Origin of the sequence: Devosia sp. ZW T5_3, assembly GCF_044987315.1 — a bacterium.
Classification (GTDB): domain Bacteria; phylum Pseudomonadota; class Alphaproteobacteria; order Rhizobiales; family Devosiaceae; genus Devosia.
The window spans coordinates 1-18,457 of the sequence record NZ_JBJDRE010000028.1 but is presented as its reverse complement, the minus strand read 5'-3'; the positions used below and the strand labels follow the sequence as shown (position 1 = coordinate 18,457).

Annotated in this window: 22 protein-coding genes; 10 read left to right on the top strand and 12 right to left on the bottom strand. The window is 63.2% G+C overall.

The window, feature by feature from the left end:
- The first annotated feature begins 17 nt into the window (after positions 1-17).
- Both ACI3KW_RS22495 and ACI3KW_RS22490 read left to right on the top strand, forming a co-directional pair.
- Entirely contained in the window at positions 18-1,238 is a 1,221-nt protein-coding gene (locus ACI3KW_RS22495) for a helix-turn-helix domain-containing protein (RefSeq protein WP_404849934.1), read from the top strand.
- A gap of 33 nt (positions 1,239-1,271) precedes the next feature.
- A complete protein-coding gene (locus ACI3KW_RS22490; RefSeq protein ID WP_404849933.1) occupies positions 1,272-1,928 on the top strand; it encodes a DUF5074 domain-containing protein in 657 nt (218 codons plus the stop codon).
- A 10-nt stretch (positions 1,929-1,938) separates the two neighbouring features.
- Here ACI3KW_RS22490 and ACI3KW_RS22485 read toward each other — a convergent pair whose 3' ends face one another.
- The 9 genes from ACI3KW_RS22485 to ACI3KW_RS22445 all read right to left on the bottom strand — a co-directional run bounded on the left by ACI3KW_RS22485 (position 1,939) and on the right by ACI3KW_RS22445 (position 8,577).
- Positions 1,939-2,433 (bottom strand): hypothetical protein, encoded by a 495-nt coding sequence (locus tag ACI3KW_RS22485; protein ID WP_404849932.1) that lies wholly within the window; start codon positions 2,431-2,433, stop codon positions 1,939-1,941.
- Positions 2,434-2,474: 41 nt separating this feature from the next.
- A complete protein-coding gene (locus ACI3KW_RS22480; RefSeq protein ID WP_262166598.1) occupies positions 2,475-2,696 on the bottom strand; it encodes a hypothetical protein in 222 nt (73 codons plus the stop codon).
- 103 nt (positions 2,697-2,799) lie between these two features.
- Entirely contained in the window at positions 2,800-3,093 is a 294-nt protein-coding gene (locus tag ACI3KW_RS22475) for an HlyU family transcriptional regulator (RefSeq protein ID WP_404849931.1), read from the bottom strand.
- Between the two features lie 42 nt (positions 3,094-3,135).
- Entirely contained in the window at positions 3,136-3,438 is a 303-nt protein-coding gene (locus ACI3KW_RS22470) for a DUF2442 domain-containing protein (RefSeq protein ID WP_404849930.1), read from the bottom strand.
- Positions 3,422-3,631: a type II toxin-antitoxin system HicA family toxin gene (locus ACI3KW_RS22465; protein ID WP_035101694.1), complete on the bottom strand. Its 210-nt coding sequence runs from the start codon at positions 3,629-3,631 to the stop codon at positions 3,422-3,424. The genes ACI3KW_RS22470 and ACI3KW_RS22465 overlap by 17 nt, the downstream gene beginning before the upstream one ends.
- Entirely contained in the window at positions 3,628-3,828 is a 201-nt protein-coding gene (locus tag ACI3KW_RS22460; RefSeq protein ID WP_035101697.1) for a type II toxin-antitoxin system HicB family antitoxin, read from the bottom strand. The genes ACI3KW_RS22465 and ACI3KW_RS22460 overlap by 4 nt, the downstream gene beginning before the upstream one ends.
- Positions 3,829-3,851: 23 nt before the next feature.
- Positions 3,852-5,915: an RNA polymerase sigma factor RpoD gene (gene rpoD / locus ACI3KW_RS22455; protein WP_113123398.1), complete on the bottom strand. Its 2,064-nt coding sequence runs from the start codon at positions 5,913-5,915 to the stop codon at positions 3,852-3,854.
- 187 nt (positions 5,916-6,102) lie between these two features.
- Positions 6,103-8,055 carry a DNA primase gene (gene dnaG / locus ACI3KW_RS22450; RefSeq protein ID WP_404849929.1) on the bottom strand — a complete coding sequence of 651 codons (1,953 nt, stop codon included), beginning with the start codon at positions 8,053-8,055 and terminating at the stop codon, positions 6,103-6,105.
- Positions 8,056-8,154: 99 nt separating this feature from the next.
- Positions 8,155-8,577, bottom strand: a complete 423-nt coding sequence (locus tag ACI3KW_RS22445) for a hypothetical protein (RefSeq protein WP_404849928.1) — start codon at positions 8,575-8,577, stop codon at positions 8,155-8,157.
- A 248-nt stretch (positions 8,578-8,825) separates the two neighbouring features.
- Between ACI3KW_RS22445 and ACI3KW_RS22440 the strand changes: the two genes are divergently transcribed.
- Both ACI3KW_RS22440 and ACI3KW_RS22435 read left to right on the top strand, forming a co-directional pair.
- Positions 8,826-9,221: a hypothetical protein gene (locus ACI3KW_RS22440; protein ID WP_404849927.1), complete on the top strand. Its 396-nt coding sequence runs from the start codon at positions 8,826-8,828 to the stop codon at positions 9,219-9,221.
- Between the two features lie 36 nt (positions 9,222-9,257).
- Positions 9,258-10,151 (top strand): YihY/virulence factor BrkB family protein, encoded by an 894-nt coding sequence (locus tag ACI3KW_RS22435; RefSeq protein ID WP_404849926.1) that lies wholly within the window; start codon positions 9,258-9,260, stop codon positions 10,149-10,151.
- 3 nt (positions 10,152-10,154) lie between these two features.
- Here ACI3KW_RS22435 and ACI3KW_RS22430 read toward each other — a convergent pair whose 3' ends face one another.
- Positions 10,155-10,718 (bottom strand): DUF308 domain-containing protein, encoded by a 564-nt coding sequence (locus tag ACI3KW_RS22430; protein WP_162740434.1) that lies wholly within the window; start codon positions 10,716-10,718, stop codon positions 10,155-10,157.
- Between the two features lie 276 nt (positions 10,719-10,994).
- Here ACI3KW_RS22430 and ACI3KW_RS22425 point away from each other — a divergent pair, with 276 nt between their 5' ends.
- The 3 genes from ACI3KW_RS22425 to ACI3KW_RS22415 all read left to right on the top strand — a co-directional run bounded on the left by ACI3KW_RS22425 (position 10,995) and on the right by ACI3KW_RS22415 (position 13,769).
- Complete coding sequence (locus ACI3KW_RS22425) at positions 10,995-12,176, top strand: MFS transporter (protein ID WP_404849925.1); 1,182 nt, start codon at positions 10,995-10,997, stop codon at positions 12,174-12,176.
- A gap of 3 nt (positions 12,177-12,179) precedes the next feature.
- A complete protein-coding gene (locus tag ACI3KW_RS22420) occupies positions 12,180-12,542 on the top strand; it encodes a hypothetical protein (RefSeq protein ID WP_404849924.1) in 363 nt (120 codons plus the stop codon).
- 93 nt (positions 12,543-12,635) lie between these two features.
- Entirely contained in the window at positions 12,636-13,769 is a 1,134-nt protein-coding gene (locus tag ACI3KW_RS22415) for a diguanylate cyclase (protein WP_404849923.1), read from the top strand.
- A gap of 226 nt (positions 13,770-13,995) precedes the next feature.
- Here ACI3KW_RS22415 and ACI3KW_RS22410 read toward each other — a convergent pair whose 3' ends face one another.
- A complete protein-coding gene (locus ACI3KW_RS22410; RefSeq protein ID WP_404849922.1) occupies positions 13,996-14,448 on the bottom strand; it encodes a GatB/YqeY domain-containing protein in 453 nt (150 codons plus the stop codon).
- Positions 14,449-14,640: 192 nt separating this feature from the next.
- On the opposite strand from ACI3KW_RS22410, the gene carA reads away from it, so the two are divergent.
- The 3 genes from carA (at position 14,641) to ACI3KW_RS22395 (ending at position 17,569) form a co-directional block, all read left to right on the top strand.
- A complete protein-coding gene (gene carA / locus ACI3KW_RS22405; protein ID WP_113123388.1) occupies positions 14,641-15,846 on the top strand; it encodes a glutamine-hydrolyzing carbamoyl-phosphate synthase small subunit in 1,206 nt (401 codons plus the stop codon).
- 3 nt (positions 15,847-15,849) lie between these two features.
- A complete protein-coding gene (locus tag ACI3KW_RS22400) occupies positions 15,850-16,587 on the top strand; it encodes a GNAT family N-acetyltransferase (protein ID WP_404849921.1) in 738 nt (245 codons plus the stop codon).
- A gap of 73 nt (positions 16,588-16,660) precedes the next feature.
- Positions 16,661-17,569: an NADP-dependent oxidoreductase gene (locus ACI3KW_RS22395; protein ID WP_404849920.1), complete on the top strand. Its 909-nt coding sequence runs from the start codon at positions 16,661-16,663 to the stop codon at positions 17,567-17,569.
- An 11-nt stretch (positions 17,570-17,580) separates the two neighbouring features.
- Here the strand turns inward: ACI3KW_RS22395 and ACI3KW_RS22390 are convergent, their stop codons facing one another.
- Entirely contained in the window at positions 17,581-18,453 is an 873-nt protein-coding gene (locus ACI3KW_RS22390) for a neutral zinc metallopeptidase (RefSeq protein WP_404849943.1), read from the bottom strand.
- Between the last annotated feature and the right edge of the window lie 4 nt (positions 18,454-18,457).

Here is an 18,457-nt window from a genome sequence, read left to right as displayed (position 1 = left end):
AGTGTGGCGGGATTTCAATGGACGCCCTGATTGCAGCCGCCGCGCGAGCGCTGGCGACCGGTGACATCCTGGGTGCGCTCAAGCGCGTCGCCCTGCGCGATGACGCCCCGGCGCTGGCGCTGCGCGGCATCGCCATGGCGCAATTGGGCGACTTTCCCCGCGCCAAAACGCTGCTGAAAAGCGCGGCCCGTGCCTTCGGTCCCGGCGAAGCCATCGCTCGGGCCCGCTGCACCGTCGCCGAAGCCGAAATCGCCTTCGTATCACGCGATCTGGGTTGGCCCGAAGCCACCCTCGCCAAAGCCCGCACCACGCTCGAGGCCCGCGGCGACCACATCAATGCCACCCACGCCCTCCACCTCGAGGTGCGCCGCCTGCTCCTGCTCGGCCGCCTGGACGATGCCGAACGCCAACTGGGCTCCCTTGCTCCCGCGCCACTGCCGCCCGCCCTCATCGCCGCCCACGAAATGATCATCGCCGGCATCGCCATGCGCCGCCTTCAGGCGGCCGCAGCACGTGCCGTCCTGGCCCGCGCCTATCTTGCCGCCCGTCAGTCAGGCATTGCAGCGCTCCTGGCGGAAGTCGACAACGCCTCCGCCATGCTGGACGCTCCAGCCGCCCGCCTGATTACCCACAACGAGCAGCGCATCCTCCGCATCGATGAAATCGAGGCCCTGCTGGCCTCGGATGCCTTGATCGTCGACGCCAGCCGCAACGCAGTACGCGGCCCGCAGAGTGTGATTTCTCTTGCCACCCGCCCGGTGCTCTTCGCGCTGGCCCGCACCCTCGCCGAGGCCTGGCCGCACGATGTCGCCCGGGACGTGCTGCTCATCCGCGCCTTTGGCGCAAGGCACGCCGATGGATCTCACCGCGCCCGCTTGCGGGTCGAAATCGGCCGCCTGCGCGCCCTGCTCCGCCCCTTGGCCGGTGTGATCGCGACCAAAAACGGCTTCCTGCTGAAGCCGGCGCAAAAGCGCGATGTCATCCTGCTGGCGCCGCCCCTCGAAGAGCGCCACGCCGCAATCCTCGCTTTGCTTGCCGATGGCGAGGCCTGGTCCAGTTCCGCCCTGGCGATAGCGCTCGGCGCCAGTGCCCGCACCGTGCAGCGCGCGCTTGAAGAACTGGCGGCGGCCGGCAAAGTACAATCATTCGGCCGCGGCCGGGCGCTACGCTGGATCACGCCATCCATTCCCGGTTTCCCGACAATCTTGTTACTCCCAGGCCCGCTGCCCGGCGGCTAGGTTTGATCAGGCACAACGCAATGAGACAACATCATGAAAACCTCTACCGCCGAAATCCTGAGCGAGTACGGCCCCTATCCGGGCATCAATGACGTCAACGGCGTAACCTTTGACGGCCAAAACGTCTGGTTCGCCTCGGGTGACAAGATCAATGCCGTCAATCCCGATAGCGGCGCCCCGGTCCGCTCGATCGGCGCTGACGCCTATGCCGGAACCGCCTTCGATGGCCAGCATATCTTCCAGGTTGCCGAAAACCGCATCGACAAGATCGATCCTGCCACTGGCCGCGTTCTCGCCTCCATTCCGGCGCCGGGCGGCGGTCACGATTCCGGCCTGGCCTGGGCCGAAGGCACACTCTGGGTTGGGGAATATCGCGGCCGCAAGATCCACCAGATCGACCCGGAAACCGGCACCGTCCTGCGCACCATCGAATCCAACCGCTTCGTCACCGGCGTCACCTGGGCCGATGGCGAACTCTGGCACGCCACCTGGCAGGACGACAAAAGCGAGTTGCGCCACATTGACCGGCAAACCGGCGAAGTACTGGAAATTCTCGAAATGCCAGACGGCATAGGTGTTTCCGGCCTTGAATCCGATGGCGCCGACCGCTTCTTCTGCGGCGGCGGCAGCAGCGGCAAACTCCGCGCGGTCCGCCGTCCCGAACGCGCCTCCAAGGCGGCCGTCGGCTAGAATTCTACATCTATGGCGTCAGACGAAGGCTTTCAGCCAATTGCCTGATCGCCAAAGTCGAGCCCTCGTCATCAAGCCCGGCATTATAGCTGCACCGCAGCATGGCCACGCCCTTAGCGTCTGGCCACAGCATCAGGTCGGCGGCCAGCGTACCGGCCTTGGCCTGCATCTGATAATGCGCCAGGACCCAATCGGCCCCGCCAAAAGGCACGATGGCCGGCCCATCGGACCGCTCGCCATCGACGATTTTTTCCGCCCCGCTCAGCCCCGCGCGGTCGCTGGAAATCCGGGCCAGCAAGGAAAAATCCATCTGGCCCCACGGCACGATTGCCTCGTCGGCCATCTCTTCAATGGGAACCGGCTCGCGGTTCGGCACGATCTCATGCAGGCAAATCAACTGCGTCTGGGCGCAGGTCTCCCCGCAGGCATAGCGCATCGAGCCGTCAGGTTCGGCTTTCGCCTGCCAAAAGTCGGACACGGCCAATGCGGGGGCCGGCGCGCTCATCAGCGCACCCCCGACCACCACGAGCAAGACCCTGCCGAACACTACTTACCCGAGCGCTTGATCGACTTGATCTGCAATGGCGGCAGGCCCGACTTTTCCGAGATCGCCCGATCCTGCTCCATAATGGCGGAACGAGCCGGTTCGTCGCCATCCAGCCCACCCAGCAGATTGGCATCCACCTTGCGGTTGGAACGCTGGCTGCCGTCTTCATAGACGACATCGAACATCACGAATTCATTACGCGCGGTTGGCTTCTTGGCCATGATTGTAACTCCTGAAAGCAAACGCGCGGCCATCGCCGAAATGGCGGGCCGCCCGTTAAAAACTTGTTTATGTCGGTGGCAAGGGTGTGTTGAGATTCACGTCCTAGCTGAAGATGCGCTCACCCTGCTCGTCGATGATCTGCCGGCCCTTGTTGAAGGCCAGTGCCACCAGGTCATCCTTGGAACTCATGCGGTCGGCCCGCACGAAGCGGTAGGTCTTGAGCTCGCCGCCAACGCTCTTTTCGATGATCCCGGCCAGCTGCAACTCGCTGCCCGCCCGCATTTCGATGGCCTTGATCAGAAAGTCCTTATAGCCCTCTTCGCCCAGCACCTTGTCGCCGGCCGGTGCGCCCTCGCTGCTGCTGCCACCACCGAAAAGCTTCTTCAAAAACGACATACCGGGCTCTCCCTATTCTTGTCTGTGGGTTGTGTAACCAACCTAACGCCTGCGCCGCACCGGCAAAGGCAATATCAACTCGCCGCGCTTTTCCATTTCCTCGCGCAGCCAGAGCGGGGAAATATCGAAATGGTTCGGCCAGGTCGGCACGCCATTGGCCAGCTCGACCATGCCAAAAAACCGCCGCTCCCGCAAAGGCTCCGTCCCCTCGCCGCGCTCCCCGATCATGCTCGCAGCATCAAACGTGCCGCTCGACCCATCGGAAAAGCTCACCACCAGCTTGAACGGCACAATGGCACGGATGGAGGTGATCTTGAGGCGAGGTTTGCTATCTAAGCTCGTCATCGGCAATACCCGCCAGTTTTGCCAGGTGCCGAAGCAAGCCGGCCTTGAGTGGTGTGTTGCCGTGAATGGGCAGCGATATGCGCACCGGACTTCCAGCCAGCCCATAGATATGATGGCTGCCATTGATCCGAAGCAGGGTCCAGCCGCGGCGCTCGATCATGCGCGCAAATTCGCGGCCGGAGATTGATCTCATACGGCGATGTCCAGCTCACGCTCGAAACCGTCCGTTGTCGTTTCAGGATCGACAGCCAGGCAGCCAACGATGGCTTCCCGGATATTGTCGTCCAGTTCCTCAAGCGTTTCGCCTTGGCTCACGCAACCGGGAATGGCCGGCACTTCCGCCCAAAACCCACCTTCCTCAGCTTCGTGGACGATGATCTTGATTTTCATCGTTCGCTCCTTCTGCCAAAGGCTTAGTTATCCAAGAAGCTCCGCAGCTTGCGGCTCCTGCTGGGGTGCTTGAGCTTGCGCAGGGCCTTGGCCTCGATCTGCCGGATACGTTCGCGGGTCACCGAGAACTGCTGGCCGACTTCCTCGAGCGTGTGATCGGTGTTCATGCCGATGCCGAAGCGCATGCGCAACACGCGTTCCTCGCGCGGCGTCAGCGACGCCAGCACGCGGGTCGTGGTCTCGCGCAGGTTGGACTGGATCGCCGCGTCGATGGGCTGGATCGCGTTCACGTCCTGGATGAAATCACCCAGGTTGGAATCTTCCTCGTCGCCGATGGGCGTTTCGAGGCTGATCGGTTCCTTGGCGATCTTGAGCACCTTGCGGACCTTGTCCAAAGGCATCTGCAGCTTTTCGCTGAGCTCCTCTGGCGTCGGCTCGCGACCGATTTCATGCAGCATCTGGCGGCTGGTCCGGACGATCTTGTTGATCGTCTCGATCATATGCACCGGAATACGGATGGTGCGCGCCTGATCGGCGATCGAACGAGTGATCGCCTGGCGGATCCACCAGGTCGCATAGGTCGAGAACTTGTAGCCGCGGCGATATTCAAACTTATCGACGGCCTTCATCAGCCCGATATTGCCTTCCTGGATCAGATCGAGGAATTGCAGGCCACGGTTGGTGTACTTCTTGGCAATCGAGATCACGAGGCGAAGGTTGGCTTCCACCATTTCCTTCTTGGCGATGGCAGCTTCGCGCTCGCCCTTTTGCACCTTGTGCACGATGCGGCGATATTCGCCGATATTGAGGCCCGCTTCGGTCGCCAGCGTCGCGACGTCACCACGGATTTCGTGGATCGTGTCGGCTTCGCGCTTGGCAAATTCCGCCCAGCCCTTGCCTTCGAAGCTGGCAAGCTCGGTTTCCCAAGCCGGGTTCACTTCCTGGCCGTAATAGTTCTCGAGGAACTTCTCGCGCTTGACGCCATAGCTTTCGGCCAGGCGCAGCAGGCGCCCTTCCAGCTTCACCAGGCGCTTGTTGATGTCGTAGAGCTGCTCGACCAGGTTTTCGATACGGCCGGCATTGAGCGACAGAGACTTCACATCGGCAATCACTTCGCCGCGGAACGCTTCGATCTTCTTGCGGTCGGCATCGGACACCGTGGCACTGCGGTCTTCGGCATGCCGGTCCTGAATTTCGCGCATCTGCCCATAGGCATTGGCGATGCGATCGAAGGTCTCCACCACCTGCGGCTTGAGCTCGGCTTCCATGGCCGACAGCGACAGCGCGTTCTCGAACTCGTCGTCTTCTTCCTCGACCGGGTCCTGCGGGGCCTGCGGCTCCTCGGGCACGTAGTCGTCATCCTCCCCGGACGACGCGCGCTTGGGTGCCGGAGCCGGTTTGGGCTTTTCGGCCACGACTTCCGGCTTGGGCTGCAGATAGGCCTGCGACATATCGGGCGCCGCCTGCTTGGCGTCGGGGCCGGCATAGGTGGCTTCGAGATCGATAATGTCGCGCAGCAGGATTTCGCCCTGGGCGAGCTGTTCGCGCCAGATGATGATGGCCTGGAAGGTCAGCGGGCTCTCGCACAGGCCTTCGATCATGGTCTCGCGACCGGCCTCGATGCGTTTGGCGATGGCGATTTCGCCCTCGCGGCTGAGCAGTTCCACCGAGCCCATTTCGCGCAGATACATGCGCACCGGATCATCGGTGCGGTCGGCGCCGGCCTTGGTGTTCGAGGTGGTGGAAACGGCCGTGCTGGAAGAGGAGGTGGCCACTTCCTGGCCCTGGTCTTCCTCGTCTTTTTCGACTTCGGTCTCTTCGACCTCGTCTTCATCCACGACATTGATGCCCATGTCCGAGAACATGGACATGAAGTCCTCGATCTGCTCGGAGGACACTTCCTCCGATGGCATGACCGCGTTCAGTTCTTCATAGGTGACGTAGCCGCGCTTCTTGGCGACCTTGATCAGCTTTTTTACGGCGGCATCGGAAAGGTCGAGTAGCGGGCTGTCGTTCGTCGCCTCTGGGGCGCCGGCTTCCGGCTTCTCGGTTTCCTTGGTGGTCTTGGTAGCTGCCTTGGTGGCCATCTGGTACTCCGTCGGGACCCGTCAGCGCCCGGGTTCCGCTAAGGCTTTAAGTGGTGACACCTCAAGGCAAGGTAAAGGTTTGGTAACCCAAGCGTTAACTTTCGCCTGAATACCCGGCTCGCGTCGAAAAACCTTGCGTAGTGCCATACGCAAAATCGCGCGAACTCGCCGGTTTTCAGAGTTGCCTCTAAAAACTGCGTGTCGCGCGCCCCGATAACGAGCCAAACCCTTCGATCAATGCCTCTGTGCCATCGACAGTCGTAATTTGGTTCTTGATGTCCCGCAGCCTTTCAAAGGTTTCTTCGCTCGGGTCTTCGCCCAGCGCCGCTTCGGCTGCCTTGAGTTCCCTATTTAGCTGAACTTTCTTGTTATGCAAGGCCAGCGCGTGACTCAATCCGATCTCGGTGTCTACTTGCGCGATCTCCGAAGAGATTTGCCACACCCCCTGGGCGCGCAATAATTCGGCCATCCGATCCAGCGCAGGTCCATGGCCCCGCACGCCTAATGCCGCTCGCAGGTCATCTGAAGATATGTCGTGATGGCGCACCACAAGGCTCAAAATCTCACCCATCACTTTTTGCGCGGCAGGCGTGTCAAAATCCAGCGCCGCCAGAGTTTCGAACTTGTCGTCGACCAATCCGGGATGATTGACCAGACTCAATATGATCGCCGCCTCGCGCGGCGTCGCATCCGGCCCCGCACCTGGCTTCAGCAGCCGCGAATTGCGCAACGTGTCCGACACGACCAGTCGCGGCGTGCCCCGGCCTGGATAGCCATAGGCCCCGCTCTGCCCATAATTGCGGCCCTGCCCATAGGCCGGCCGTCCACCACGCGGCTCGAACCGCCCCTGCCGCGACGGCGTGAAAAACGCCTTGAGCTTTTCGTCGAACGCCTGGGCATAGTGAAAGCGCACCGAGCTGTCCTGGATCGAATTGGCCCGCTCGCGCAGCCGCGCCTGCAAAGCCGCGCGTTCTTCGGGCGCCTCTGGCACGAGGCCACCCGTTTCCATGCTCCAGATCACGTCCGACAAGCTGCGCGCCCGATCAATCACATCGGCAAAAGCCTGCCGTCCCTGCGCCTTGATCAGATCGTCGGGGTCCAGCCCCTCGGGCAAGGTCGCGATCTTGACCGTCTGCCCGGGTTTGAGATGCGGCATCACGATATCGGCCGCCCGCTCCGCCGCCTTCAGCCCCGCCTTGTCGCCGTCAAAGCACAGCACCGGCACATCGCTCATGCGCCACAGCAATTGCAGATGTTCTTCGGTCAGCGCCGTACCAAGCGGCGCTACCGTGCCTTCAAACCCTGCCGACACCGCCGCAATCACGTCGAGATAGCCTTCGACAACGATCACCGTCTTGCCATCGCGCGCCGCCTGCCGGGCCGTCTGGCCATTGTAGAGCGTCTGCCGCTTGTGAAAGAGTTCGGTTTCGGGCGAGTTGAGATACTTTGCCGGCACGTCCGCCGATAGCGCCCGGCCGCCAAACGCAATCACCCGGCCGCGGAAATCCATGATCGGGAACATCACGCGATTGCGGAACCGGTCATAGGGCAGCGGATCGCCCTCACGCGTCGCCACCATGCCGGTGTCGATCATGTCCTGCGCCGATACGCCATTGGCCGCCAGATGTTCCTTGAGCCCGTTGCGGCTGTCGGGCGCAAAACCGATGCGGAACCGCGTCTGGCTCTGCGCCGAAACCCCGCGCTCGAGCAGATAGCCCCGCGCCCGCGCCCCGATATTGTGCGCCAGCGCCGCCTCGAAATATTTCGTGGCCAGCTCCATCACATCGGTCAGGCTCTTGCGCTCGGCCTCGCGTTTTTCCTGCCGCTCGTCGCGGGCGGGCATGGGCACGCCGGCCATTCCGGCGAGCTTTTCCACCGCCTCGGGAAAGCTCATCCCGGCCTTTTCGATCAGGAAACGAAAATGATCGCCCGATACCCCGCAGCCAAAGCAATGATAGATGCCGCGCCGGTCATCGGCATGAAAACTGGGGCTCTTCTCGCCATGGAAGGGACAACAGGCCCACATGTCCCCCTTGCCCGGCTGGCTCTTGCGCTTGTCCCACATGACATACTCGCCCACCACCTGCGTAATCGGCAGGCGTTGGCGGATCTCATCGAGGAACTGATCGGAAAAGCGCATCAGGAGTAAGTAGGCATTTCCTCACGCCAAGTCATCCCACCGGTCCGGCTTATCCCCCTTATCCACGCGCCGGACGAAGACGCCATAGCCGTTCCCGAACTAATATCCCCGCATCACCAGCCGCACGCTTTTGCCACCTTGAACATTGACCCGTTCGAGGATGGGAAACTGGTTAAACGACACCTCGCTGGGCAGGTGGATCATCGCGACGACGTAATATTCCCCGTCCGCCACATGGTCAAAACTGAACGACCCGCCCGAGCTGGCGACAGTCTTGCGCATATATTGCTCATAAAGCGGATCGGCGTCAGGCGCCCGCACACCCCAGCGCAACTGGTTGCGATTGCCGTACAGCGCCACGATGCGCTCGTCCGCATAGGCTGTCCGCGGAATGAGGAACACATCCGTGCCCACGGCGCGCAATAGCTTGCCATTGTTACGACGCACAAAGGCTTGTCCGCTGACTTTGGCCCGCCCGCTGGCATTGATGAATGAAGCGGCTTGGGCATCGAACGAAGCCATCAATACCACTGGCGCACGGGCCGCGACGCAGCCGGAAACGACTGCGATGACAACTAGCATAGTAGCCAGGCGAACCAAAGCGCGACGCCAACCCAACCCGACCATGATCCCCCGCCCGCCACATGTTCACGTTATGTACTCATGACATGTCAGCCGAGTCAAGTGAGCCTCACACCACGCACGACGACGCGAGCCGAGTTCGATATCATGCACCGGATCGCACCCAATCAGACCTTCGGTACCACCCCTTGGCCCCCAATAACAAATTCCCGCTCCGCACCCTGCTCGCCCTCACCACCATCCCGGCCCTGCTGGTCGGCGGCTTGCTCTGGTATGCGTCGAGCCTGCTGCCTTCCTGCCAAACGACACAGCACGCGCGCCTGCCCTCCCCCGACAGCAACTTTGATCTGGTCATCTTCTCCCGCGATTGCGGCGCCACCACCGGCTTCAATACCCAGGCCGCGCTCATTCCCAATGGCGATAGTCTACCCGACGATGCCGCCAGCTTCCTCTCCATCGGCGCCACCGCCGACCTCGCCCCACGCTGGACTGGCCCCACCAGTATCACCCTCACCATTCCGCCCGGTGCGCAGATCTACCGCCAGGACGACAGCGTTGCCGGCATTGCCGTGATCTATCGCTGAGCGGCAACCGCGAGCCGCTGGCCACGTTGAGCCAGCATGACCGCGACCATCGCCGAAACCATCACCAAGCCGCTCCCCAAGAATTATCGCCGCCGCTGGCGCCGCGTCATCTGGCGCACCATCAAGTCCATGACCCAGATGGATACCTCGATGCGCTGCGCCGGGGTGGCCTATTTCGGCTTCCTGTCGCTGTTTCCCGCTGTTGCCACACTGGTGCTGCTGATCGGCCTGTTCGCCCAGCCGGTCTTCCTCGCCAACATGGTCGATCGGCTCGAAGGCCTAGTCCCCGAGGTCGCCTTGCAGGTCTTGGCCGGCCAATTGGTCGTATTGCTGGAACAGCCACGTGCCGGCCTGGGCCTGGGCCTGTTGCTCTCGCTCAGCATCGCCATCTGGAGCGGCTCACGCGGCGTCGCCGCCTTGATGTTCGCCACCTCCCGCGCCCGTGCCGAGCCGGAAAAGCGTGGCCTCGTCGCCACCATCGCCATCTCCATGCTCACCACATTGCTGGCAGGCGTGGCCATGATCGTCGTGCTGGCGCTGGTCGCCATCGTGCCGGCGGTATTCGGCGCGCTGCCCTGGCTGGGCACCAATCAGATGCTGCTGCTCTTGCTGCGCTGGCCGGTGCTGCTGGTTTTCGGCGTGCTGCTGATCGCCGCGTTTTACCGCTTCGCGCCCGATCGGCGCGCCAAGCGGGGCCGCTGGATCTGGCCCGGTGCCATCATCGCCACCCTGCTCTGGCTCGCCGTCTGCGCGCTCTTCTCGTTCTATGTCGAACGCATAGGCAATTTCGAAGCCAGCTTCGGCTCGCTGGCCACCGCCATCGTGCTACTGCTCTGGATGTATAATTCCGCGCTCATCGTCGTGCTCGGCGCCACCATCAACGCCGAGCTGGAACGCGAAACCCTGGCCGAACGGGCGCTAGCCCGTTAGGGCCTAAGCAGTTTTGCTGCGCTGGTACAGCCGCCACGCCCAGCCAAACAGGCCGAACGAGAAGAACACCAGCAAGACCCCGCCCAGGATCACCCCGATCGAGGCGCTGAGCAGCGGGAAAAACAGGAACACCAGCCCGAGCAGCACATAGGACGCGCCCGACAGCACCACCGGCCAGATCCGCGCATAAAGCTCGCGCTCGCGCGTCACCACCACGATTTGCATCACGCCCACCACCAGCGCGGCGATGCCCACCAGCGTCGACATGAAGGTCACGGTCAGGATGGTCGCGATCAGCGGGCTGATCAGGATCAGCACGCCCAGGATCAACGACAGCGCATTGGCCACCACATCGAACCAGTAATTACCGCTCTTGCCGCCGCCAAAGGTCAGGCTCCACAGCCCCAGCGCGCCATCGATGATCAACAGAATACCGCCCGCCAGCACCAGCACGGTCAGCGCCTGCGCCGGCCAGATGATCGCATAAAGCCCCGCCAGCAGCATGAGCAAGCCGCGCAAACCCGTCGCAAAGGCAAACCGTCTTTTCGTATCAGCCGAAACCGTCATCGCAACCTCCAACCAGCGGACTCGCCCGCCTTGTCCCACCGGAAGTCTAGCGCGATCATCAGGTTACGACTAGCGCCGATCAATAGACCGTTCGACGTCGCGCATCGCACTCCTCACCCACCGGGTCATTCCCGCGCAGGCGGGAACTTCCGCTTCCCTTCCTCCGATGCCCTCCCCACAAAAACTAAACCCCGCCCCGCATTTTGTCGGTTGCCCGCGCACCCATGCTGTGGTTTCTGCCCAGCTCAATCGAGGCCCGCTGCGGCGGTTTGAGTCATGTCCCTGCCCCTTATTGCCCTGTTCCTTGCCGCTTTCGCATTCGGCACGGCCGAATTCGTCATTGCGGGCGTCTTGCCCGAAGTAGCGAGCGGCCTGGGCGTCACCATTCCCATCGCCGGCTATCTGGTCACCGGTTACGCCATCGGCATCGCCATTGGCGGCCCGCTCCTGGCCGTCGCCACCAAGAAACTCTCGCGCAAAACGCTGATCATCCTGCTCGGCAGCGTCTTTACGCTGGGCCAGGCGCTCTGCGCCATCGCGCCCAGTTTCGAGCTACTGATGGTGGCACGCGTGCTGGTCTCGGTCGTGCACGGCACCTATTTCGGCATCGCCGCCATCGTCGCGGTCAATCTCGTGCCCGACGACAAGCGCGGCTTTGCCGTGGCGCTGATCCTCTCGGGTCTCACCGTCTCCAACATTCTGGGCGTGCCCGGCGGCACCGCGATTGGCAATGCCTTTGGCTGGCGCGCCACCTTCTGGGCAGTGGGCGCCCTGGGTCTCATCGCCACCATAGTCACCGCACTCTTCCTGCCTGCCAAGGCCGGCAATACCGCCACCAGCGGCAGTTTCATGCGCGAATTCAAGGCGCTGGGCCGTCAGCAGATCGTCACCTCCCTGCTCATCGTCATCCTGGTGATGATCGGCCAATATAGCCTTTTCACCTACATCGCCCCGCTCCTGCTCGAGGTTACCGGGCTCGATCAGGCCGTCCTGCCCTGGGTGCTGCTGCTCTATGGCGTGGGCTCCACCATTGGCGTGTTCATCGGCGGGCGCCTCGCCGATTGGAAGTTGATGCCCTCGCTCATCGTCATCCTGGGTCTGCAGGCGGCGATGTTCACCACGCTGCATTTCGTCAGCCCCTTCCCCATCGTCATGGCTATTGCCGTTATCGCCTGGGGCGGGGTGAACTTCGCCTTCGGCTCCCCGGTGCAGTCGCGCGTGCTCGCCTGGGCCGCCGACGCACCAAACCTGGCCTCCGCGCTCATTCCCACCGGCTTCAATATCGGCATCGCCATTGCCGCCATACTGGGCGCCACCCTGCTCGAAAACGGCTTCGGTTATCAGAACCTGCCGCTGATCGGCACGGTCGCCCTGCTATTGGCCGTCCTGGTCGCCGTCTTTTCCTATGCCTGGGAACTGCGCGCCGGCACCACCCCGCCCATCCCGGCGGGAACCTGACTGATGCGAACATCTGCGACAGTTCTGGCCATCTGCCTTGCCGGAATGATGGCGCCCGCCATGGGACAGGAGCAAACCGGCTGGGTCGAGCAGAAATGCCGTGCCTATGAGGCGGCCTGGGCGCAGGCTTTGGAGTCCCATGGCAGCGAGCAGATGAACTATGCCTTCATTGCGGGCAACGAGAATTTCATTGCCGGTGGCTGCACCACGCCGGCCGACATCTGCCCGCGCTCGAACCAGGAAATCGAGATTGCCAACGCGTTGACCCTCGCCCTGATGAATGCCGGCACGGCCAGCACGTTCCTGCCCTTCAAATGTCCCGCCCCACCATCGGGCGCCGGCGCCTGGCAAGGCCCCGGCCTCTAGGACCGATAACCCTCTGGTGACCATACCTTAATCCTGTCGGCGGCATAGTCGCGCCAAACCGGTACAAGTGGCCGGACGGTTTGGGACGCGTCGATGATTCTCGATCAGATTTCTTTCCTGACGGCCATCGGCTTTTCCAGCGCGGCGCTCACGGTCACCCTGCTGGTCAGCTGGATGGTCTCGCGCAAGGACAGCTATTTGCTGAGCTGGTCCATCGGCATGGCTTTGATCGTCTTCGGGGTCATCGCCTATAGCATGCTCGACCAATATATACCGGCCGTGCAGCTCATGTCCTTTGCCCTGCTCATGGCTGGCTTCACCTTCATCTATGCCGGCGCCGTCCAGTTCCGCACCGGCACGATTTCCATCCCCAAAGTCTTCGCCCTGGGCTCGTCCACCATTGGCGTCACCAGCATCATCTTTGCGCTGAACTATTCCGGCATCGCCACCGCCACTGCCAATTTCGGCATTGCCCAGCTCCTGACGCTTTCCGCCTATGAATATTGGCTCGGCCGCAAGGAAGCGCCCTTGCCGCTGGCCCTCAATGCAGCGCTCTACGCCGTCACGGCGCTCTCCTTCGCGCTCTGCGGCCTGGTCCTGCTGGTCAATGGCCAATTCGTGCTCACCGCCCGCCCGGAAAACTGGGCCGAGGGTATCAATTCTATCATGGCCATAGTCGGGCTCACCGGCATTGGCGCGCTGTCGCTGACGCTCAACCATTCCCGCGCGGCGCGCCAGCATCGCAGCGAGGCGATGACCGACGCGCTGACCGGCCTGCTCAACCGCCGTGCCCTGTTCGATGCTCATGGCACCAGCCGGCTCGAGCCGGGCGCCGCCGTCATCATGTTCGATCTCGATCACTTCAAAGCCATCAACGACCGCCTCGGCCACGCGGTGGGCGATTGCGTCCTGCAGGATTTCGCCGCCTTGATCCGCGACGGCATCCGCCCCACCGACGCTGCCGCCCGGCTGGGTGGCGAGGAATTCTGCGTGGTGCTCACCGGCCTGCCGCAACGCTCGGCCGCCGCCGTGGCCGAACGAATCCGCGCTGCGCAGGAACTGGCCGGCATCGCCATCGAAGCCACGGTCAGCGCCGGCGTCGCTATCAGCGGGGTCGACGGCGACAGTTTCGAAACCCTGCTCCGCGACGCCGACGCAGCCCTCTACAAAGCCAAATCGGCCGGCCGCAACCGCATCCACGCCCCCGGCCCCAGACTGGTGGCGTAAGGGGCACTGCCCCCCGCAACCACCATTCTCCCCCACCACGATGTCATTCCCGCGAAAGCGGGAACCTCCGTTTAGTATTCCCAAAGACCTCATGGTGAGCTTGTCGAACCACGAGGTCGAGCGAGTGGAGGCCAGGGTGCCACGACCTCGTCCTTCGATAAGCTCAGGATGAGGTCTACTAGGAGGACTTACTCATCACAGTAAAAGTCGCGGTCTCGGAAGCCCCCTAAACGCTCAGCGCCGCCTTCACCTTCCCACTCGCCCGGCCAAAATCGATCCGCCCCGGATAATCCGCCTTGAGCTGCGCAATCACCTTGCCCATGTCCTTGGCACCCACCGCACCCGTTGCCGCGATCGCCGCCTGAATGGCCGCGTCCACTTCGTCCTCGCTCAGCCCCTTGGGCAGGAACTCGTTGAGGATGTCGATCTCTTCCTTTTCCACTGTTGCCAGGTCGCTGCGTCCGGCCTGCGCATAAATGGCAAAGCTCTCTTCGCGCTGCTTCACCATCTTTTGTACGATGGACAGGATTTCCTCATTCGTCGCCGGCCCGCGATTCTCCTGCCGGATGGCGATATCCTTGTCCTTGATCGCCGCATTGATGGCGCGCAGCGTCGCCGTCCGCCGCAGATCGCGCGCCTTGAGAGCGGTCTTGAGTCCTTCGCTGATCTCTTCGCGCATGGGTTTTGGTCCTCTTGCTATGCGTTTTTCGTGGCCCATATAGGCACAATAAGCGCCTCGCGCCACTTGCGCTGCCGCGCTTGGGCTTCTAATACGAGGCCTCAATCGACATCATTAAGCGCAGCCCGGAAAAGTTACCCAACTTTGGCGGATGTCTCGCGCGACCACGAAACCTGACCTTGGAGGCCCACCGTGACCGGCTGGCAGCAATCCCCCGCGACCGCACTTTTGATCCTGGCAGACGGAACGCGTCTGGAAGGCCGCGGTATCGGCGCTGTCGGACACGCCGCGGGCGAAGTCTGCTTCAACACCGCCATGACGGGCTATCAGGAAGTGCTGACCGACCCCTCCTATGCGGGCCAGATCATCACCTTCACCTTCCCCCATATCGGCAATGTGGGCACCAATGACGAAGACATCGAGACGGTCAATATGGCCGCCCTGTCCGGCGTCCGCGGCGTCGTGCTCAAGGCTGACATCACCAACCCGTCCAATTACCGTGCCGCCGAAAAGCTCGATGCCTGGCTCAAGAAGCGCAACATCATCGGCATTACCGGCATCGACACCCGCGCCCTGACCGCACAGATCCGCGAACATGGCATGCCCAATGGCGTCATCGCCCATGCCGAAGACGGCTATTTCGACGAGCCCTCCATTCTGGCCGAACTCAACGCCTTCCCCGGCCTTGAAGGGCTCGACCTCGCCAAGGAAGTCACCACCGCCCAGACTTATCACTGGGACCAGACCGGCTGGAAATGGAACGAGGGCTACGGCAAGCTCGACAAGCCCGATTTCCACGTCGTCGCCATCGATTACGGCGCCAAGCGCAATATCCTGCGGTGCCTGGCCGATCAGGGCGCCCGCGTCACTGTGGTTCCGGCCACCGCCACCGCCGCCGATGTACTCTCGCACAATCCCGATGGCATTTTCTTGTCCAACGGCCCTGGCGATCCGGCCGCGACCGGCAAATATGCCGTCCCCACCATCCAGAAGCTGATGGAAACCGGCAAGCCGGTCTTCGGCATCTGCCTGGGCCATCAGCTGCTCGGCCTTGCCCTGGGCGGCACCACCTCCAAGATGCATCAGGGCCATCACGGCGCCAATCACCCGGTCAAGGACCTGACCACCGGCAAGGTCGAGATCACCTCGATGAACCACGGCTTTGCTGTGGACAAAGCGAGCCTGCCCGCCGGCGTCACCGAGACCCATATCTCGCTGTTCGACCAGTCCAATGCCGGTCTTTCGGTCGATGGCAAGCCCATCTTCTCGGTGCAATACCACCCCGAAGCCAGCCCCGGCCCCCGCGACAGCCACTACCTCTTCACGCGCTTCCTCAACCACGTCCGCGCCCAAAAGGGCCTGGAACAGCAGCCGGAATTCCCGCAAACTGCCGCCTGATCCATGGCCATTTCGCTGTTCTCAGCCAAGGATCGCCCTGACCTCGTCGATACCGCCGAGGCCATGGGCAGCTCGTTGTGGCCGGAATGGCTGACTACGGCCGCGTTGCGTTCTTATTGGTCCTCGCTCTACGGACCAGACCTTGCGGCTTTCCAGACCATTGCCGTGGACGACACGAGCGGCGAAGTCGTGGGCCTCGCCAATAGCGTACCCTTTTTGCGCGGCGAAGCCTTGCCCGATACCGGCTGGGACTGGGTCCTCGAACAAGGCGTGCTGGCAGCCAGCGCCGGCAGCGCCACCAACGCGCTTTCGGCCCTATCCGCAGCCGTGCTTCCCAGCCAGCGCGGCACTGGCCTTGCGCAACGCCTGCTTCAAGCCATGAAGCCTCCCGCCCGCGCTGCAGGCCTCACCAGCATGGTGGCGCCGGTCCGTCCGACCCTGAAGGCGCTCTACCCCCTGCAGGATTTTGCCACCTATTGCGCCTGGCGGCGTGACGACGGCACCGCGTTCGATCCGTGGCTGCGCACCCACGAGGCGCTGGGCGCCCATGTGATCGGCCCCGCCATGGCGTCGCAGACCATCACCGGCACACTGGCCCAGTGGCAGCGTTGGACTGGCCTGAAATTTCCGGCCAGCGGACGCTACGCCATTCCCGACGCCCTTGCCCCGCTCGACATCGATCTGGCTGCCGATCTCGGTGTCTGCCTCGAGCCCAATCTCTGGATGGAGCACCCGCTCTAGCAGCCCGAAAATGGTCTGGAACAACGGGCCGAATTCCCCCAGACTGCGGGCTGATACAAGTACGGAGCATCCCATGCGCGCCGCTCGTTTTGCGACCTTCGGCGGTCCTGAAGTCCTCTCCATCGACGACATCCCCACGCCCGAGCCCGCCTCGGGCGAGGTGCGGGTGCGTATCAAGGCAGCGGCCATTCAGCCCTTCGATCGCCGCGCCCGCCTGGGCCATATGCCCCTGCCGCCCGGCATGAGCCTGCCGCTCACCACCGGCAATGAATTCGCCGGCGTGGTCGATGCCCTCGGCCCAGACGCCGCCGGCTTTGCCATTGGCGACCGCGTCGCCGGCCGCCGCACCTTTGGCGCGGTTGCCGATTACATCACCGTCGCCGCCACCGACATTGCCCTTATCCCCGCCGAACTCGGCTTTGCCGAGGCCGCCACCATGGGCGGCACCGCCCAGACGGCCGATGCCGCAATGGATGCGCTCGCGATCGGCCCCGGCGATATCTTCCTGATCAATGGCGCAGCCGGCGGCGTCGGCTCCTTTGCCGGCCAGCTCGCCCGCCTGCGCGGCGCCACCGTTATCGGCACGGCAAGCCCCGCCAATCAGGATTACCTGCGTTCGCTTGGCATGATCGCCCTGCCCTATGGCGAGGGCCTCGCCCAGCGCCTCGCCGCAGCCGCGCCCAATGGCGTCACCGCCGTGCTCGATTGCGCCGGCGGAGAAGCGCTCGATCTCTCCATGACGCTGGGCGCCCCCCTCGATCGGATCACCTCGATTGCCGATCCGCGCGCCAAGGCCCTGGGTATTCGCGGCATCGAGGGCACCCGCAGCGGCGCCCGCATCGCCAAGCTATTCGCCCTCGCCGCCAGCGGCCAGCTCAAGCCCCAGGTCCGCCGCACCTATCCGATGGAGCAGATTGTGGACGCCCATAACGAGCTCGAAACCGGCCACGGCCACGGCAAGATCGTCATCGCGATCAGCTAGGCGCTTGCGCCCTACACATTCCCCGAGAACGTATCGCAATCGCTCGGATTGCCCGACTGATATCCCCGCTCGAACCACGTCTTGCGCTGCGCCGACGTGCCATGGTTGAAGGTCTTGGGCACGGCAAAGCCCTGCATGCGCTTTTGCAGCGTATCGTCGCCGATCTGGTCGGCCGCGTTCAGCGCTTCCTCGAAGTCCCCCTGCTCGACGATATTCTGCTGCCCGGCGTAATTGGCCCACACCCCGGCATAGCAATCGGCCTGCAATTCGATGCGGATTGAATAGGCATTGGCGTCGGTCTGGCTCATGCTCTGCCGGCGGCGGTTGAACTCGGGCAGCACCCCGGTAATGTTCTGGATATGGTGGCCCACTTCATGGGCCAGCACATAGGCCTGCGCGAAATCGCCCGGCGCGCCGAACTGGTCACGCAGCTGGTCGTAGAAGCTCAGATCGATATAGACCTTGCGGTCCTCCGGGCAATAAAACGGCCCGGTCCGCGCATCGGCGCCACCACAGGCCGTATTGACCTGGCCCGTAAACAGCACCACGGCGGGCGCCGGATACTGCTGGTTGGACGCGGCGAACACTTCGGTCCACAAATCCTCGGTTTCCTTGACCACCACGCCGACAAAGTCGCGCAGATCGTCTTCCTGCCCGCTAGTGGGCAATGACGACGAAGATGGCGCCGCCGATTGCGTCGGCACGCCCGAGCTGCCGCCGGTCAGAATATCGATCGGGTTCTGCCCCGTGGCAAACCAGATAATCCCCAGAATGACGACAATGCCGATCACCCCGCCAATGCCGCCGCCCGAACGCCCGCCGGTGGGAATGCGGATACCGCCGCCACCCCGGCCAAACGGGCTACCGCCCATCCCCCCGCCCAGGCCG